General features: G+C 69.1%; 17 protein-coding genes. 7 read left to right on the forward strand and 10 right to left on the reverse strand.

Features of this window, described 5'->3' with window-relative positions:
- Nucleotides 1-5: 5 nt before the first annotated feature.
- On the reverse strand, nucleotides 6-422 hold the full coding sequence (locus ABZ664_RS28500; RefSeq protein ID WP_362516299.1) for a MarR family transcriptional regulator: 417 nt from the start codon (nucleotides 420-422) through the stop codon (nucleotides 6-8).
- 122 nt (nucleotides 423-544) lie between these two features.
- On the opposite strand from ABZ664_RS28500, the gene ABZ664_RS28505 reads away from it, so the two are divergent.
- Nucleotides 545-2278: an ABC transporter ATP-binding protein gene (locus ABZ664_RS28505; protein WP_362516301.1), complete on the forward strand. Its 1734-nt coding sequence runs from the start codon at nucleotides 545-547 to the stop codon at nucleotides 2276-2278.
- Between the two features lie 103 nt (nucleotides 2279-2381).
- Here ABZ664_RS28505 and ABZ664_RS28510 read toward each other — a convergent pair whose 3' ends face one another.
- Nucleotides 2382-3155: an arylamine N-acetyltransferase gene (locus ABZ664_RS28510; protein WP_362516304.1), complete on the reverse strand. Its 774-nt coding sequence runs from the start codon at nucleotides 3153-3155 to the stop codon at nucleotides 2382-2384.
- Nucleotides 3156-3370: 215 nt separating this feature from the next.
- Here ABZ664_RS28510 and ABZ664_RS28515 point away from each other — a divergent pair, with 215 nt between their 5' ends.
- Nucleotides 3371-4150: a hypothetical protein gene (locus ABZ664_RS28515; RefSeq protein WP_362516306.1), complete on the forward strand. Its 780-nt coding sequence runs from the start codon at nucleotides 3371-3373 to the stop codon at nucleotides 4148-4150.
- A gap of 346 nt (nucleotides 4151-4496) precedes the next feature.
- Here the strand turns inward: ABZ664_RS28515 and ABZ664_RS28520 are convergent, their stop codons facing one another.
- Nucleotides 4497-4724: a DUF397 domain-containing protein gene (locus ABZ664_RS28520; RefSeq protein WP_362516308.1), complete on the reverse strand. Its 228-nt coding sequence runs from the start codon at nucleotides 4722-4724 to the stop codon at nucleotides 4497-4499.
- Between the two features lie 20 nt (nucleotides 4725-4744).
- Complete coding sequence (locus ABZ664_RS28525; protein ID WP_362516310.1) at nucleotides 4745-5602, reverse strand: helix-turn-helix transcriptional regulator; 858 nt, start codon at nucleotides 5600-5602, stop codon at nucleotides 4745-4747.
- A gap of 252 nt (nucleotides 5603-5854) precedes the next feature.
- Here ABZ664_RS28525 and ABZ664_RS28530 point away from each other — a divergent pair, with 252 nt between their 5' ends.
- Complete coding sequence (locus ABZ664_RS28530) at nucleotides 5855-6178, forward strand: hypothetical protein (protein WP_362516313.1); 324 nt, start codon at nucleotides 5855-5857, stop codon at nucleotides 6176-6178.
- Nucleotides 6179-6345: 167 nt separating this feature from the next.
- Here ABZ664_RS28530 and ABZ664_RS28535 read toward each other — a convergent pair whose 3' ends face one another.
- The 5 genes from ABZ664_RS28535 to ABZ664_RS28555 form a co-directional block, all read right to left on the reverse strand.
- Nucleotides 6346-6933 (reverse strand): TetR/AcrR family transcriptional regulator C-terminal domain-containing protein, encoded by a 588-nt coding sequence (locus ABZ664_RS28535; protein ID WP_362516315.1) that lies wholly within the window; start codon nucleotides 6931-6933, stop codon nucleotides 6346-6348.
- A gap of 103 nt (nucleotides 6934-7036) precedes the next feature.
- The gene (locus tag ABZ664_RS28540) at nucleotides 7037-8113 is read right to left on the reverse strand and encodes a transposase (RefSeq protein WP_362516317.1); all 1077 of its coding nucleotides are present in this window, start codon (nucleotides 8111-8113) and stop codon (nucleotides 7037-7039) included.
- A gap of 242 nt (nucleotides 8114-8355) precedes the next feature.
- Nucleotides 8356-9369: a hypothetical protein gene (locus ABZ664_RS28545; protein ID WP_362516319.1), complete on the reverse strand. Its 1014-nt coding sequence runs from the start codon at nucleotides 9367-9369 to the stop codon at nucleotides 8356-8358.
- 275 nt (nucleotides 9370-9644) lie between these two features.
- On the reverse strand, nucleotides 9645-10307 hold the full coding sequence (locus ABZ664_RS28550) for a response regulator transcription factor (RefSeq protein ID WP_362516321.1): 663 nt from the start codon (nucleotides 10305-10307) through the stop codon (nucleotides 9645-9647).
- Nucleotides 10304-11506 (reverse strand): histidine kinase, encoded by a 1203-nt coding sequence (locus tag ABZ664_RS28555; RefSeq protein ID WP_362516323.1) that lies wholly within the window; start codon nucleotides 11504-11506, stop codon nucleotides 10304-10306. The genes ABZ664_RS28550 and ABZ664_RS28555 overlap by 4 nt, the downstream gene beginning before the upstream one ends.
- Before the next feature lie 186 nt (nucleotides 11507-11692).
- Between ABZ664_RS28555 and ABZ664_RS28560 the strand changes: the two genes are divergently transcribed.
- The 4 genes from ABZ664_RS28560 to ABZ664_RS28575 all read left to right on the forward strand — a co-directional run bounded on the left by ABZ664_RS28560 (nucleotide 11693) and on the right by ABZ664_RS28575 (nucleotide 14812).
- Nucleotides 11693-13093 (forward strand): glycosyl hydrolase, encoded by a 1401-nt coding sequence (locus ABZ664_RS28560; RefSeq protein WP_362516325.1) that lies wholly within the window; start codon nucleotides 11693-11695, stop codon nucleotides 13091-13093.
- Nucleotides 13094-13233: 140 nt separating this feature from the next.
- A complete protein-coding gene (locus ABZ664_RS28565; protein WP_362516328.1) occupies nucleotides 13234-13779 on the forward strand; it encodes a GNAT family N-acetyltransferase in 546 nt (181 codons plus the stop codon).
- A gap of 124 nt (nucleotides 13780-13903) precedes the next feature.
- Nucleotides 13904-14398: an NUDIX hydrolase gene (locus ABZ664_RS28570; protein WP_362516330.1), complete on the forward strand. Its 495-nt coding sequence runs from the start codon at nucleotides 13904-13906 to the stop codon at nucleotides 14396-14398.
- Nucleotides 14399-14482: 84 nt separating this feature from the next.
- Complete coding sequence (locus tag ABZ664_RS28575) at nucleotides 14483-14812, forward strand: DUF5709 domain-containing protein (RefSeq protein ID WP_350946069.1); 330 nt, start codon at nucleotides 14483-14485, stop codon at nucleotides 14810-14812.
- Nucleotides 14813-14933: 121 nt separating this feature from the next.
- On the opposite strand, the gene ABZ664_RS28580 is transcribed toward ABZ664_RS28575, so the two are convergent.
- Complete coding sequence (locus ABZ664_RS28580; RefSeq protein ID WP_362516334.1) at nucleotides 14934-15581, reverse strand: HAD family hydrolase; 648 nt, start codon at nucleotides 15579-15581, stop codon at nucleotides 14934-14936.
- Nucleotides 15582-15704: the final 123 nt, after the last annotated feature.

The following is a 15704-nucleotide window of genomic DNA, read 5'->3' on the forward strand; positions in this document are numbered from 1 at the left end:
TCGGGTCAGACGGACTGCGCGTCGACCGTGCCGAGCAGCTCCCCGAGCCGGTCCTGCTGCTCGGGGGTGAGCACGGAGAACAGCTCCTCGGCCACCCGCCTGCGCGCCTCGCGCACCTGCTCGTACCGCTTGAGGCCCTCGCCGGTGACCACGAGCAGGGTGGAGCGGCGGTTGGCGGGATCGACCTCGCGGCGGACCAGCCCGGCCTCCTCCAGCGCGTCGACCACCGGAGTCACCGAGCGGGGCACGATCCGCAGTCTCTCGGCGAGCTGCACCATCTTCAGCGGCGGCTCGGAGTCGACGATGACCCGAAGCGCCCGCGCCTGACCGGGGCTCAGGCCGAGCGGGCCGAGCCGCTCACCGTACCCCTGCCGCAGCCGACGGCCGACGCCGTGCACCAGGTCGGCCAGTTCCGTCTCCACAGCGCCGAACCTATCCCAGTGCCATAGGAATGAATGTGAGTTAACCTCTGTTTGAGAGTACATCAGAAAGGAGTTCCGTGGAGGAACAAACCAAAAGTGCCATACGGCACGAAACACCTGAGGTGAACGACGAACCTCGCGCCCCCCTGCGACGCGTCATCGGTCTGTTCCGCCCCTACCGGGGCCGCCTCGCCATCGTGGGCATCCTCATCGGACTGTCCTCCCTCGTCTCGCTCGCCTCGCCGTTCATGCTCCGCGCGGTGCTCGACGACGCGATCCCGCACGGCAGGACCGGCCTGCTCACGCTGCTCGCGCTCGGCATGGTCGCGGTCGCCGTCGTCACCAGCGTGCTCGACGTCGTCCAGACGCTGATCTCCACCGGGGTCGGCCAGCGCGTCATGCACGACCTGCGCACCAGCGTCTACGGCCACCTGCAGCGCATGTCCATGGCCTTCTTCACCCGCACCAGGACCGGCGAGGTGCAGTCGCGCATCGCCGGCGACATCGGCGGCATGCAACTGGTGGTCACCTCCACCGCGGCCTCGATGGTCTCCAACCTCACCACCGTGGTGGCGACGATCATCGCGATGCTCGTGCTGGATTGGCGGCTCACCATCGTGTCGCTGCTGCTGCTCCCCGTCTTCGTCGCGATCAGCCGCAGGGTCGGCAGGGAGCGCAGGAAGATCACCTCCGAGCGGCAGCGGAAGATGGCCGCGATGTCGTCGATGGTCCAGGAGTCGCTCTCGATCAGCGGCATCCTGCTCGGCCGGACGATGGGCCGCGGCCCCGAGCTCGCCGGGCGGTTCTCCACCGCCTCCGACGAGCTCGCCGACCTGGAGGTCCGCTCCAGCATGGCCGGACGCTGGCGGCAGTCCACCATCCAGATCATCATGGCGGCGATGCCCGCGGTGATCTACTGGGCCACCGGGCTCACCTCGGTCGTCTCCATCGGCACCGTCGTCGCCTTCACCACGCTGCAGATGAACCTGTTCCGGCCCGCCGTGTCACTGCTGCGGCTCGGCGTCGACGTGCAGAGCTCCCTCGCGCTGTTCGCCCGGATCTTCGAGTATCTGGACCTGCCGGTGGACATCCACCCCGGCACCCGCACCCCGGAGACCGTACGCGGTGAGATCCGCTTCGAGCACGTCGACTTCGCCTACGGCGAGACCCCGACCCTCTCCGACATCGACCTCACCGTCCCCGCCGGCACCACCCTGGCCGTGGTCGGCGAGACCGGCTCCGGCAAGACCACGCTGAGCTACCTGCTGCCCCGCCTGTACGACGTGACGGGCGGCCGGGTCACGATCGACGGGGTGGACGTGCGCGACCTCACCTTCGAGTCCCTCGCCGAGACGGTCGGCGTGGTCTCGCAGGAGACCTACCTGTTCCACTCCTCCATCGCCGACAACCTCAGGTTCGCCAACCCCTCCGCCACCGACGAGGAGATCGTCACGGCCGCGCGGGCCGCGCGGATCCACGACCACATCGCCGCACTGCCCGACGGGTACGACACCGTGGTCGGCGAGCGCGGCTACCGCTTCTCCGGCGGCGAGAAACAGCGCCTCGCCATCGCCAGGACCCTGCTGCGCGACCCGCCCGTGCTCATCCTCGACGAGGCCACCAGCTCCCTCGACACCCAGACCGAACGCGCCGTCCAGGAAGCCCTGGACACCCTGTCGCGGGGCCGTACCACCATCACGATCGCCCACCGCCTGTCGACGATCCGCGACGCCGACCAGATCGTGGTCCTCGACCACGGCCGCGTCGTCGAACGCGGCACCCACGACGAACTCCTCGCCGCCGACGGCCCCTACGCCGCCCTCGTCAACCGCGACCGCTCCCTCACCTCCGCCTGACCCAAGCCGTGTTCGGCCCTCCGTCGCAGCGTCCTCCGGCCAGCCGTTCCCGCCTCGAACACCACACCCATCTCCGGTCACCAAGCGGGCCGGGAGCGGAAGGTCACGCCTTGGCGGACGGGATCCGGTCGAGGGTGACTCCGAAGTGATCGCGGTAGGCGGGGAGAAGTTCACTCTCGTCCAGGTCGCGTTCCGTGCGCTCGCCGTCCACGGTGTGGATCAGTTTGCGGTCGCGGAGCGTGATCCGGCCCTCGGCCGTGCGCATCGAGCAGACCGGCGACCTGGTGAAGTGCGACTTCGGAGAGGTCTCCTGCCACCAGCACATCGGGACGAAGTCCGCCAGCTCGTAGGGCCGGGCGGTCAGCCGGTAACCCGGGTCGCCGTTGTGCGCGATGTCGAGGTCGCCGTGGTCGCCTGGGGCAAGCCCGACCAGGAACGCGCCCCCGCCGTTCTTCTGCTCCGCGCGCCCGTCGAGCCGCAGCGGCTCGTCGGAGAAGTCACCGAACCCGACGTCGACCAGCCACGGCTCGTCCAGATCGACGCGCAGCGCGAGATGGTCGAAGAGCGGCCCCGGCACACCACCACCGCCGAAGACGCGAGCGGCGAGCAGCGTCACCCGGTAGCCGAGCGCGGTCAGCAACTCGGCGAGCAGTCCGTTCAGCTCGTAACAGAAGCCACCGCGACGGCGGACGACGATCTTGTCGTACAGGGTGTCGGGGTCGAGCGAGATCGGCTCACCGAGATGAATGCTCAGGTTCTCGAACGGCACCGCCCTGAGGTGCGCGAGCTGCAGGGTCCGTAGGCCCTGGACATCCGGCTCCGCGGGGCGGTTCACGCCCAACCTGTCCAGGTAACGAGTGATCCGCGATTCATCCATGGGGAAAGCAAATCACGCGCCGCCACCCGCCGGATCCCACCACCGGATCCCCGTCCGCCCCACCGTACGGAGAGCCGCGACCGGACGAAAAGAGCCCATCACCGCCGGGACACCGTGCGCGCCCCTCGATATACGCAGTCACTTATTCAGCACTGGCGAGACATCCGACCACGAAGTAGCGTTCCGGGCATGGGTGACGTCCACGCCGCCAAAAAATGATCCTGCTGTGCTCCGCAATCGCGTTCATGTCGGCCTGTTCCGGACAAGCGGGACCGGGCAGCGACTCCAGCACGGCGGCAGATCAATGGCGCGATTTTCCATACACACGCGATCCACGCCCGATAATCATCGTTGACGATCTCCCAAAACTCGTTGGTGAAGCCAAGCCCGGAACTCGGTTCACTTTACGGGAAAAGCTGTCCGACGATCCACCGGGGAGCCCGGATGTCCTGCTCGACGGAGACAAGGTAAGCCTAACCCGGATATCGGCCGCAGATGCTTTCGATCGCCTTTCCGAGCGGCTTCGGGGGTTACCCGGAGAGACCATAACCGTCGTCGAAGCGCGCCTTAACCAGCTGGAATGGATGACGGACAGGGGCTCGCTGTCGCTTCCCTCATGGAGCTTCCGCACGGACAACGGAGGGTCGGTAAGCTGGCCGGCGGTAACCCCTGACGCGTTTTGGCGCCTGGGTCAGACAAGGCGCTCGGCGGCGATCGACAGTGTTTCCCTGGACGCGTCGAGAACCTCACTTTCCTTTAAAGTCACCGTCGCTCCGACTTCCTGCGATGGATCAACCGGCGACGATCATTTCGAAGCCGGCCAACTCCAGTCCGCCGTGGTGATCCTTACCGGTGAGCCAAGCACCGCGCAGCCCGACTGCGATCGGCCGGCCTTCGCCATGCTGAAAAGCGGAACCGTACGAATTGATCGCCCCCTGGAGGGAAGGGTCGTCGTCGATCAGCAAGGCAACCCTGTGCCGGTTGAAACACCGTGAAATCATCACTCCCGACAGAGTTTCACCCCCGGCCATACAGGCTCTCGGAGCGTCAGTAGGTTCGCAGTTGTAGCGGAAAACCGGCATCGAGGATCAGTGGCATCATGCTCATCCCCGCACACCTCGAAGGGCCGCTCCTCGGTGGGCGCATCACCACCCCGTCTGCGGTCTGACCATCCAGCGGACGCCTTCTTCCGTCCTCGTGTCCCGGTGTCCGGTCATCTCTCGCGGCCGTTCGGGCGTGTCTTGATCGATGAACGTTCACTGGCGTGAGACAGGGAGACGTTCATGCGGTGACTCGTGACGTCGCCCGCGTCACGGCCCGCTCAGGCCACCGTCGCGTGTCTCATCTGGCGGAGAAGTCGAACTCCCCGTCCTTGACACCACCGACGAACGCCTCCCACTCCGCACGGCTATAGACGATCACCTCACCATCAGGCCGATGACTATGCCGCACCGCAACCCGCCCGCTACCGTCCCCCAACGGCCCAGCTTCAACGCAGCTCCCGCCGCCGTTGTCGCTCTTCGTACTGATGCGCCAGGCAACGTGGGCTAAATTCATGGAATCAGGCATTTCACACCCTTCCCTCGCGTTTACCGCAATAGCTCCTCTGCTATCGCGGAGATCAATACAGCCGACTCCTCGGGAGTCAGAGCCAGCTCCCGCAGTTCATCGTACGTCCGCACGAAACGCTGAGCATCTGGCGATTCAATATAAATAGCCCCTTTCGGAGTCTCCGCGTAGCCGACCTCAGGAAACGGCTTCTCCATCGTGAAAATCCGGAACGCACCGGCCGGACTGGCATGCGCCCCAGCGCTGAATGGCAGGACGCGGACCTCGATGTTGGGCTGAGCAGCATGCCTGGCCAGTTCTCCGAGTTGCTTCGCCAGGCATACGGCACCACCGACCTGCCTGCGCAGCACAGACTCATCGATGATCGACAACAGACGGGGTGGGTTGTCTCCCGCGAGGATCCCTTGACGAGTCGTGCGAAGCTCGACCCAGCGGTCGATCTGCTCGCCTTTCGCGTCATACTCAGCCGCCGTGATCGCCGCCCTCGCATACTCCGGGGTGTGGAGCAGACCGGGCAGCAGAGTGTTATCGAAAGCCCGGATCTCACGCGCCCGGGACTCCAGCCACACATAGTCGACGAACGCACCGGCGACCTCGGTGGCGTACCCGTCCCACCAGCCCTTCTGCCAGACCTCCTGGCTGAGCTTCATCAAGCTTTCACGCCGTCCGCTGTCCGCCACGCCGTACAGATCAAGGAGGGCGAGCAGGTCAGGGCGCCGGATCGGATACTCCCCCGATTCGAAGCGACCGGCGGTGGACGGATCTCGCTGGAGGTACTCAGCCACATCTTTGAGCAACAGAGAGTTGGCCTCACGTAGCTCACGGAGTTGCTGGCCGAGCCACTGAGCTCGGAGCGTTACCCACTTGGGAGCAGCCATGCTCACCTTCCAGGCCGGGCTGTACAGGCCAGCGCTTTCAGCAACCTGGCAGATACAGCTTGTGAACTTCGGTAACCGCGTGTCACTATACTCAAAGTAGCGACCCGGTCACAGAGAGATGAAGAAAAGGCGTGTCCAACCACGAAAAGGGTCGCGTGATCACAGAAAGACCACCAAAAAGAAGAAGCCGGGGCGGGCTTCGCTTGGAGGCCCTGCTCGCCCCGGCCACAAAGCCGGAAGGAAGCACCCGAGATGGAGCACTTCAACGGTTCAGACAACCCGACTGTCTACCATGGCGCGAGCTCACGGGAGAGCGCAACCGGAAGTGACGGCTACGCCCTTCCCAACGGAATCGACCACGGTCCCACCAGGGAGGACGTGAGGGCGTTGGCCGGCGGTCTGCCTCGGGTGTTCGCCCTGGTCCAGGAGTTCGGCGAGGACGTCCCCGAGGTGGTGGCGTACGGGCTGGCGCTGCCGGGCGGAGAGGCGGCCACCGTCGGTGTGACCGCCCGGGGGTTCGGCAGCTGGCGGAGCGCCGACAGCGCCGCGTACCGGCTCCACTCCGACCTCGTCTAGCTCGGAGAGAGCGGAGAAACTCCCGCCTGAAAGGACGATCGTACGGCGACGGCCTGGCCGCGCGAGGTGGCCGCTCGGCACCGCACGAGCCTGGACAGGGAGCCGCCCGCCTCACCTGGTCTCACCGTCCGCGCTCGGTGCCACGCGGGCCCGGACGGGGACGCCCCTCAGCGGATCTCCCCGTCCGGGCTCGCGCGAACACCGTCCAGGTTCGCGCGCAGACCCGCCAGGATCGCGTTCAGCCCGTACTCGAAGTCGGCGTCGGCCGCCTCGCGCGACTCCCCCTCTACAGGGCGACCGGCGCTCGCCTGCTCCTCGACCACCCACCCGACGATGTAGCGGCCGATGACGAGGATCACCCGCCGGGCCTCCTCCGGAGGAAACCCCGCCTCGCCCAGCACCTCGACCACGGAGTCGGAGGTCGCGGCCTGGTTCCCGACCGGCCGGGCACCGACGTGCAGCCGCGCGCCGTCGCGATAGGTGAGCAGGCTCCGGCGCAGCGCCCGCCCCCGCTCGGCGAGCCAGTCGGCCCAGTCCTGGCCGGGCCCCGGGCGGGCCAGGTGCGCGAACGCGTCCTCGATCATGGTCGCGGCCATGTGGTCGAGGAGTTCCCGCTTGCTGCCGAAGTGGCGATACAGGACCGGTGAGCGTACGTCGAGCTCCTGCGCGAGCCCGCGCGTGGTCAGACCGTCCAGTCCGACCTCGTCGAGCAGCCGCAGCGCCGCCCGCATCACCGCCGCACGCGTGTGTCGCATCCCCCGCCTTCCCACGTTCTGTTACCGACGATAACTTCACGTCAGCTTCTCGGCCCTGAAGGGGCCGAGCTTGCGGCTCCTCGCCGTACCTGGCAGGTACGGTTCAGGCCGCGTCGTCGGCAGCGTGACTCACTGCCCTGCGACCGATGTTGATCGCAGCGTTGTGGTCGGCGGGGCCGGCGAACCCACAGCCGAGGCACTTGAAGTCGTCCCGGTTGGGACGGTTGCGTTTGTCGCAGTGCCCGCACCGGTGGCAGGTACGGGAGGTGTTGCGGGGGTCCACCAGGCGCACGGGCACGCCCGCGAGGGCGGCCTTGTAGGTCACGAACGTGCGGAGCTGGTGGAAGCCCCATGAGTGCAGGTCGGCGCGCTGAGCCTTACGAACCGTTACCCGGTCGCGGATGCCTTCGAGGTCTTCGAGGGCGATGCCGGTCTGGGTGTCTTTGGCTTTGCCGACCAGTTTCTTGCTGATCACGTGGTTGACGTTGCGGGCGAAGCGGGACTCTTTACGACGGCGGGCCTTGAGGAGGCGTTTGGCGGACTTGGTGCCCTTGGCCTGGAGGCGGGCGCGCAGGCGGGCGTTGCGCCGCCGCACAGCCCGCACCCCCTTGCCGGTGTGGGCTTGGCCGGTGGAGTCGGTGGCGAGGTTGACGATGCCGAGATCCACGCCCAGCCATTCGTCGGGCTCGGGACCTTGCGGCGGTTCGGGGACGTCGATCACGGTGGCGAGGTAGAACACGCCGTCGCGGTAGATGAGGTCGGCCTGGCCGCGTATGGTGGCGCCGCTGGTGGCCGGCCAGCGCCCCTGGTAGACCACGGGGATGATGATGCGGCCGGTGAGGGTGAGGATGCTGACCCGGTCGCGGCCTTTCCATGACAGGATGCGCTGGTCGTAGGCGACCGCACCCAGATCCCGGAAGACCGGCTTGATGTTCTTGTCGCGCTTGTAGGCCTCGCACGCCTTGGCGATCGACCGGATGGCCATCTGTGCCGACAGGCCGAACTCGTGCCGCAGGTCGGTGTACACCAGCTTCTGTAAGGCGATCTTGTTGGCGGTGTGGTGGGCGAACGCCACCTCGGCGGCACGGTTGGCGGCGGCGTTGCACGCGCGCATCGTCGCCAGCAGGGCTTTGCCCTGCTCGGCGCTCGGGGCGAGCTTCAGCATCTCAGTCACCAGCATGTATTGAAAATATCACTCAATACTTCACCGTGCCTTGTTTTCTTGGCATGACTCGGAAGAAAGCTGACCTGAATGCCTGGCCGGTCAGGGCACGCTCGGGCCTTGGCGGCCCTCCCGCTCCCGATTCCTCCCCGGCCTGAAGGCCAGGGCCTCCTCGGGAGAGTCGGTGACGGTGAACGCGCGGATCGCGGATCCCCGCGGGACCGGATCCGGCCCCGTACGACGGCCCGCCGACGGATTCCTCACGGTCCCGCCTCACGCGCCTCGCCCGCTTCCCGCGCGCCCCGGTGTGCCACCAGGAAGAGAGCGAGCGCGCCGAGGACGAGGACCGTCTGGCCGATCAGGTTGGCGGTGGTCGCGGTGCCGTGAAGGAACAGCAGCAGGAAACCGAGGAACGCCTGAGTCAGCAGCGCGCCCCCCGCCAGCGCGAGCCGGTGCGTGGCGCCCCAGCCGTCACCTCGCGACCACCGGCCGACCACGACCGCCGTCACGGCGATCAGCGCGATGCCCGCGGCGGTCCCCCACCAGTCCTCGGGACGGGCGACGAACGCCGCGGACGCGACGAATCCCGCCGTACCCACCAGCCAGGGTTTCGGCGACCGCCCATCCTTCGCCGGCCGGGAGCGCCAGCCGACGAGGAACGCGGCGACGGCCAGGAGCACGACCACGGCGGCGGCGCCGATCCTCTGTGGCGGCGAGGCCATGAATCCGCTGTCGTCGCGGATGCCGCCGAAGAGCACAAGGGAACCGAGGACGAACACGACGCAGGTGAAGAGCAGGCCGGGTATGCCCAGCCAGGGAGTCGTGGCGCGGCGGGGCACCAGGGTCTCGACGACGGCGATCGGGACGCCGATGCTCCAGACGGCGTGTCCCACGGTGAATCCCAGAGCGTTGACCGCGCTGAACCCCAGCGCCGGGATGAGCGTGGAACCGCGGGAGACGTCCCCCTCGAACAGCGGGGCGGGGTTGAAGAGGGTCTGGTCGATCAGGGTCGCCTCCAGCACGCCGTACGCGCACCCCAGCAGGATGATCGTCGGCCAGCCGCGCCCGGCGCGGCGCGTCACCTCGCGGATGATGATCGCGCCACCGCCGTACATCGGCGCGAGGACGACCAGACCCCAGAGCTCGGACGGGGGAACGTTGCCGAGCAGATATTCGGCGACCAGCGGGGAGAGGAGGAAGAGCCCGAGCGCGGGCGCGACCCGACGCAACGGCCCCGGACGCCCGCCGGGGGCCGCCTGAGCCGGCCGCGTCACCCTGGCTGCTTGGTCCGCCTCAGCCGCCTGAAGTGTCGGGGCCGGCTCGAAGGTCCGGGCCGCCTCAGCGGTCCTGGAGGGCTCGGAGAACTGAGCCGTTCGGTCAGTCTGGGTCGCGTGCCGTCGGTCGTCGGGAGGATTTCCGGTCATGGCGGCGACGCTAGGTCCGGACGCCCTCCGAGCACATCGAACGCGGGAGTGGCCTTCACCCCCCTCCCAGGGCGGAGCCGGGCCGCACCTCTCCCCCCTCGGACGGATTCCGGCCGAGAAAAATCTCAAAGGGAGCGCGGGCGCACGAGTCCCACGTCGTAGGCGAGGACGACGGCCTGGACCCGGTCGCGCAGGCCGAGCTTGCGCAGTACCGAGGACACGTGCGTCTTGACCGTGGCCTCGGTGAGCACGAGTCGCTCGGCGATCTCGGCGTTGGACAGCGCGAGCGCGACCAGCCGCAGCACCTCGACCTCCCGCCCGGTCAGCGAGCCGAGGCCGGGCGGCGTGGCACCAGGATCAGGCAGAACGGTGACGAACCGGTCGAGCAGCCTGCGGGTGACCGACGGCGCGAGCAGCGCGTCGCCGCGCGCGACCACGCGGACCGCCTCCACCAGTTCCGCGGGCCGCACGTCCTTGAGCAGGAAGGCACTCGCCCCGGCGCGCAGGGCGGCGAACACGGACTCGTCGACGTCGTAGGTGGTCAGCACGATGACCCGGGCCGGACTTCCCGAGGCGACGATCCTCCTGGTCGCCTCCAGACCGTCGACGCCGGGCATCCGCACGTCCATCAGGACGACGTCGGGCCTCAGCCGCTCGACCAGGGCCGCGGCCTCCCCGCCGTCCCCGGCCTCGCCGACCACCTCAAGGTCCGCCCTCGCCTCCAGGATCATCCGGAAACCACCGCGGACCAACGCCTGGTCGTCGACGATGACCACCCGGACGCTCATCGCGGCACTCCCAACGGCAGGCGGGCGCGGACGCGGAATCCGCCTTCGGGTCGCGGACCCGCGTCGAGGGTGCCGCCCAGCATCACGGCGCGCTCGCGCATCCCCGCGATCCCGTGACCGCCGCCACCACCGCTCCCGCCATCACCGTCGCCCATGTCTCCGCTCCCGCCTCCGCCGCCCATGCCTCCGTTGCTCCCATCGCCACCGCTGTCCGCGCCGTCACCGCCTCCGCCGCTCCCGCCACCGTGCCCGTCGTCGAGAATGTCCAGTTCGAGCATCCCCGAGGTGGCCCTGACGATCACCTCCGCGCGACCGGCGCCCGCGTGGCGCAACGTGTTGGTGAGCGCCTCCTGAACGATCCGGTAGGCGGAGAGGTCGACCCCTGACGGCAGCGCGCCATCGGCACCGATGTCCTCCATGCGCACCGCGACCTCCAGACCGGCGGCGCGGAACGGCTCCACGAGCTCCACGAGCCGATCGAGTCCCGGCTGGGGAGGCTGTGGCACGTCCTCCGCGCCCGGCCGTACCACGGCCAGCAACCGGCGCAGCTCCCCGAGCGCGTCACGCCCCGCCGCCTCGATCGAACGCAGCGCGGCGCGTGCCTGGTCTGGGCGTTCTTCGAAGACGTCGTCGGCGGCGGCCGCCTGCACGACGATGACCGAGACACTGTGCGCGATCACGTCGTGCAGCTCGCGGGCGATCCGCGCCTGCTCCTCGCTGACCGCCCTGCGCGACTCCTGGTCGATCGCCACACGCCGGTTGCGTACGACCTCGCCGAGTGCCCAGGCGAGGATGGGGAACGCCATCGCGAACTGCGCGTCCTGGCTGGGAGCGGTGAGAAAGTTCAGCGCGGTGAGAACGAGCAGCGCCGCGAGCGCGGGCAGCGACACGCGGGGCGGGCGGAGCGCGGCCAGCGAGCCGATCGCGAAGAGGCCCGCGAACGGGAAGAGCCCCTGCGGCGCGAGGTAGTGGACGAGAAGCCCTCCGGCGAGCGCGATCACCATCACCGTCACCGGATGGGATCGCCGCCACCACAGCGCCACGCCCTGCGCCGCGCCCGCGATCATCCCGAGGACCACCAGCGGTCCCGGACGCGCCACCGCCTCGTCCATCACCAGGGCGACGAGATACAGCCCGACGGCGAGCGAGACGGCGATATCGGCGATCAACCGGAGAGTGCTGCGGGACGAACGTCGCACTTCCGGAGTATCCCAGATCGGCTACCGCGTTTCTGTTGTCTCCGATCCGCCCACCGGTCTCCTGAACAGGAGCGAACACGTCCGACAGGAGATCCGTGATCCGGCCCGACCGGCGCGCCTCCGACAAACCTCCGATGCACCGACAGCGTCCGATCCCCACTCCTCCGTACGAAGGACCTCATCCACATGAGTGAGACTGTTCCGCGCGGTACCGCAACAGGTCGTCAGGTACGCCGCGCCGTGCTCGCGGGCGCCCTCGTCGCCGTCCTGGGCGCCTCCGTGGTGAACGCCCTCCCCGCGAGCGCGGGCGCGGCCGAGACCCCTGTGTCGCAGGGCCGGGCCGCCGTCGCCTCCTCGGTCGAGCGCGGCGACCTGTCCGCCGCGGCCGCGGTCGACGGCAGGAGCGACACCCGCTGGTCCAGCGCGTTCAGCGACCCCCAGTGGCTGCGGGTGGACCTGGGCAGGTCCACCGCGATCAACAAGATCGTGCTGAACTGGGAACACGCCTACGCCACCGCGTTCCGGATCCAGACCTCCAACGGCGACGGCCGGTGGAAGACGATCCACCGCACGACCGCGGGCAAGGGCGGCGTGCAGACCCTCAACGTCTCGGCCACCGGCCGGTACGTGCGGCTTCACGCCACCCAGCGGTCCAGCCGGTACGGTGTCTCGCTCTGGGAGTTCCAGGTCTTCGGCAAGGGCTCGGCCGCTCCCGTACCGGGCGTCACCCCGACCGCGCCGACGCCGAGTTCGAGCCCGAGCCGCACCCCGACCGCCGGCCCCAGCGCCTCCCCGACTCCCACCCCCAGCAGGACCCCGACCACACCGGCCCCGGAGGTCCCCGTGGAAACCTCCGCCGAGAAGGGCGTGGGCGTGTGGCAGGCGCCCGGTGTCAGCGCGGCCCTCGCGGCCTCCGGTGCGAGCTGGTATTACACCTGGTCCACGAACCACAACGGCGTCACGACTCCGAAGTCGGCCGAGTTCGTCCCGATGATCTGGGGAGCCGACAGCGTCACCGACCAGAATCTCGCCCAGGCGAAGAACGCCGGTCCCTACCTGCTCGGGTTCAACGAGCCGGACATGGCCGAACAGTCCAACATGACCGTGGAGAAGGCGCTGTCGCTGTGGCCGAGGCTCACCGCGACGGGCCAGAAGATCGGCAGTCCCGCCGTCGCCTACGGCGGTGACAGGGCGGGCGGCTGGCTGGACCGCTTCATGTCCGGGGCGGCCCAGAGGAACTACCGCGTCGACTTCGTCACGCTGCACTGGTACGGCGGGGACTTCCGCACCGAGGCGGCGGTCGGCCAGCTCAGGTCGTACATCCAGGCCGTGTACGAGCGCTATCGCAAGCCGATCTGGCTCACCGAGTACGCCCTGATCGACTTCTCGAACGGTGTCCGCTTCCCCACCGACGCCCAGCAGGCCGCCTTCGTCACCGCGTCCACCACGATGCTGGCCTCCCTGCCGTACGTGCAGCGCTACGCCTGGTTCGGCCTGCCCTCCTCGGACACCGAGCCGAACAGCGGCCTGTTCCTGAGCAACGGCGTCGCCACCCCCGCGGGCCGCGCCTTCCAGGCGGCCAAGTGAGCTGAGCAGCCCGTTTGGCTATGATGCGCAGGATCAGGCGACTCGATGACCGCACGTGTCACCGCCTGCCTAGAAGATCACCCCCGCCTTCCCCTTCACGCCGGAAGGCGAGGGTCTCCTGCGCAGAAAGGACTCCTCGGATGAACACCCCCTCCCGGACCACGCGGCCGGTCTTCCGCGCGGCCACCGTCGCGGACGTGCCCGCCCTGGTGCGCCTGGTCCACTCCGCGTACCGGGGGGAGTCGAGCCGGGCCGGGTGGACGACCGAGGCGGACCTGCTGGACGGGCGGCGGACGGACGTCGAGAGCGTGACCGCCGAGTTGGAGAAGCCGGAAAACCACATGATCCTCATGGAGGTGGACGGCGAACTCGTCGCCTGCTGCCAGGTGGAGCACCGCGGCGAATACGCCTATTTCGGGATGTTCGCCGTACGTCCCACCCTGCAGAACGGCGGCTTCGGCAAGGCGCTCCTCGCCGAGGCCGAGCGCTTCGCCCGTGAGACCTGGGACGTGCGCGAGATGCACATGACGGTGATCTCGGTCCGCGAGGAGCTCCTGGCCTGGTACGTACGCCGCGGCTACTCCCGCACCGGCGAGACGGCCCCGTTCCCCTACGGAGACGAGAGCTTCGGCCTGCCGACCAGGGACGACCTGGAATTCGAGATCTTGGTCAAGAAACTCGGCTGAGCGGGAAGCGGCACCGACGGCCGGAACACCCTGCCCGTTCGGCGGCAGGCCGTCGAACGGACGACCGCCGCGCGTCGGCGGGTCCCGGCCACGCCCGGCCGCCGGCGAAGGTAGCGTGACACGAATGAGCGAGTCCTATCTCGACCCCGCCGAGTGGTACGCGACCCTGCCCACCGTGTTCGTCTCGGCCTGCATGCTGATCACCGACGCGGAGGACCGTGTCCTGCTGGTCAAGCCCAACTACCGGCCCGGCTGGAACTTCCCCGGCGGGGTCGTCGAGGAGGGGGAGGCACCCCACGACGGCGCGACGCGCGAGGTGGCCGAGGAGCTCGGGGTGTCCGTCAAGGCGGGCGACCTGCTCGTGGTCCAGTGGACACCGCCGGCGAAGGACCGTCCCCGCCCGGTGATCCACTTCATGTTCGACGGCGGCGTCCTGGACGACACCGCCCACATCCGGTTGCAGGCCGAGGAGCTCGACGAGGCGGCGTTCCTCCCCTGGGACATCGCGATGTCCCTCCTGCCGGGGGACATCGCCCCACGCCTCGCCGCGGGGCGCCTGGCCCGCGAGAGCCAGCGTCCCGTCTACCTGCCGAGCGGCCTCTCGGACACCGGCGGCTGAGCCACCCGGTCACGGGCCCCGCTGAGGTACGGGGACGAACACCTGGCCTGGGATTCAAGGCGATAAAACGGGTAGGGCCGCGGTATGAGTGAAATGCCCCCAGACCGCGAGGGTCTGAGTGACGAGCAGGCGGTCGAGGTCGAGGAGTGGACCGACGACCTCGGCCTCAACCACGAGATCGTCGAACACGACGACGAGCACCGTGACACCCTCGACGAGCGTCTCCGGCGCGAGGCACCGGACCGCGAGCGGGCCCCGCGCGACGATACCCGCCTGGTGGCGCCGGACGAGGGGCTGAGCCCCGACGAGACGTCCGAGGAGTACGCCTCGGATGTGGGCCCCGACGACGGCGACCTGTCGGCCGAGGAGCGCGCCGTCCACATCGAGCCCGACATCGAGTACCGCGACACCTGAGCACCGGGAGCACGCCACCCGCTCGGGCACCGCGACACATGAGGACCCTGGGGCCCCGCGAACCCGCGACTCGGCGATGCGGTCAGGCCCCGGGGTCGGCTTGGTCTCGTCCCCGGGGCGGTCAGCGGGCGAGGGCGGCGGCCAGGGCGTGCAGGTCGTCGACCACGTGGTCCGCCTCGGCGGCGCGGGGGCGCTCGGCGTGGAGATGCCCCCAGGGCCCCCGGCGGATCAGCGCGGTCCGCATGCCCGCCGCTCGGGCGGGCAGGACGTCGTTGTCCAGCCGGTCGCCCACGTAGAGGATCTCGCCGGGCTCGCGGCCCGACACCGCGACGACCCTGGCGAAGAACTCCGGGGCGGGCTTGGAGACACCCCAGCCGTCTGAGGTGTGGATCGCGTCGACGGGCAGGTCCATCGCGGCGAGCGCGTCGCGCGCCTGCGGAGGCTGGTTGCCCGCGATGATCAGCTCGTATCCGAGGTCGCGCAGCGCCGCGAGAGCGGGCCGTACGTCCGGATAGAGGTCGTCGGCGTCGAAGTTCACCCGAAGCCCGGTGGGGTCGTCGCGCTTCCACGCCTCCTGCTCGGCCTCGACCTCGAACCCGGGCCGCAGCAGCCGGAAGGCGTCCTCGAACGAGCGGTCGAGCGCGGCCATGCCACCGAGCACGCCGAGCATGGTGAACCGGGTGACCCCCAGCCGGTCGGCCCAGCGCGACCAGATGCGCGTCTCGTCGATCAGCGTCTCACCTACGTCGAACACCAGCGCCCGGACCACGGTGCCCCCCTTTCCTTTTCAGGCCCACGATCGTAGTCCGGCCGCTCGGGACGACACCGAGCGGGACCGCGTCAACCCGCCTCCTCCCACCAAACGGGTGTGTCCTGCTTTTCTCACATGACC

It is taken from the genome of Streptosporangium sp. NPDC006930 (genome assembly GCF_040635605.1).
GTDB lineage: Bacteria > Actinomycetota > Actinomycetes > Streptosporangiales > Streptosporangiaceae > Streptosporangium.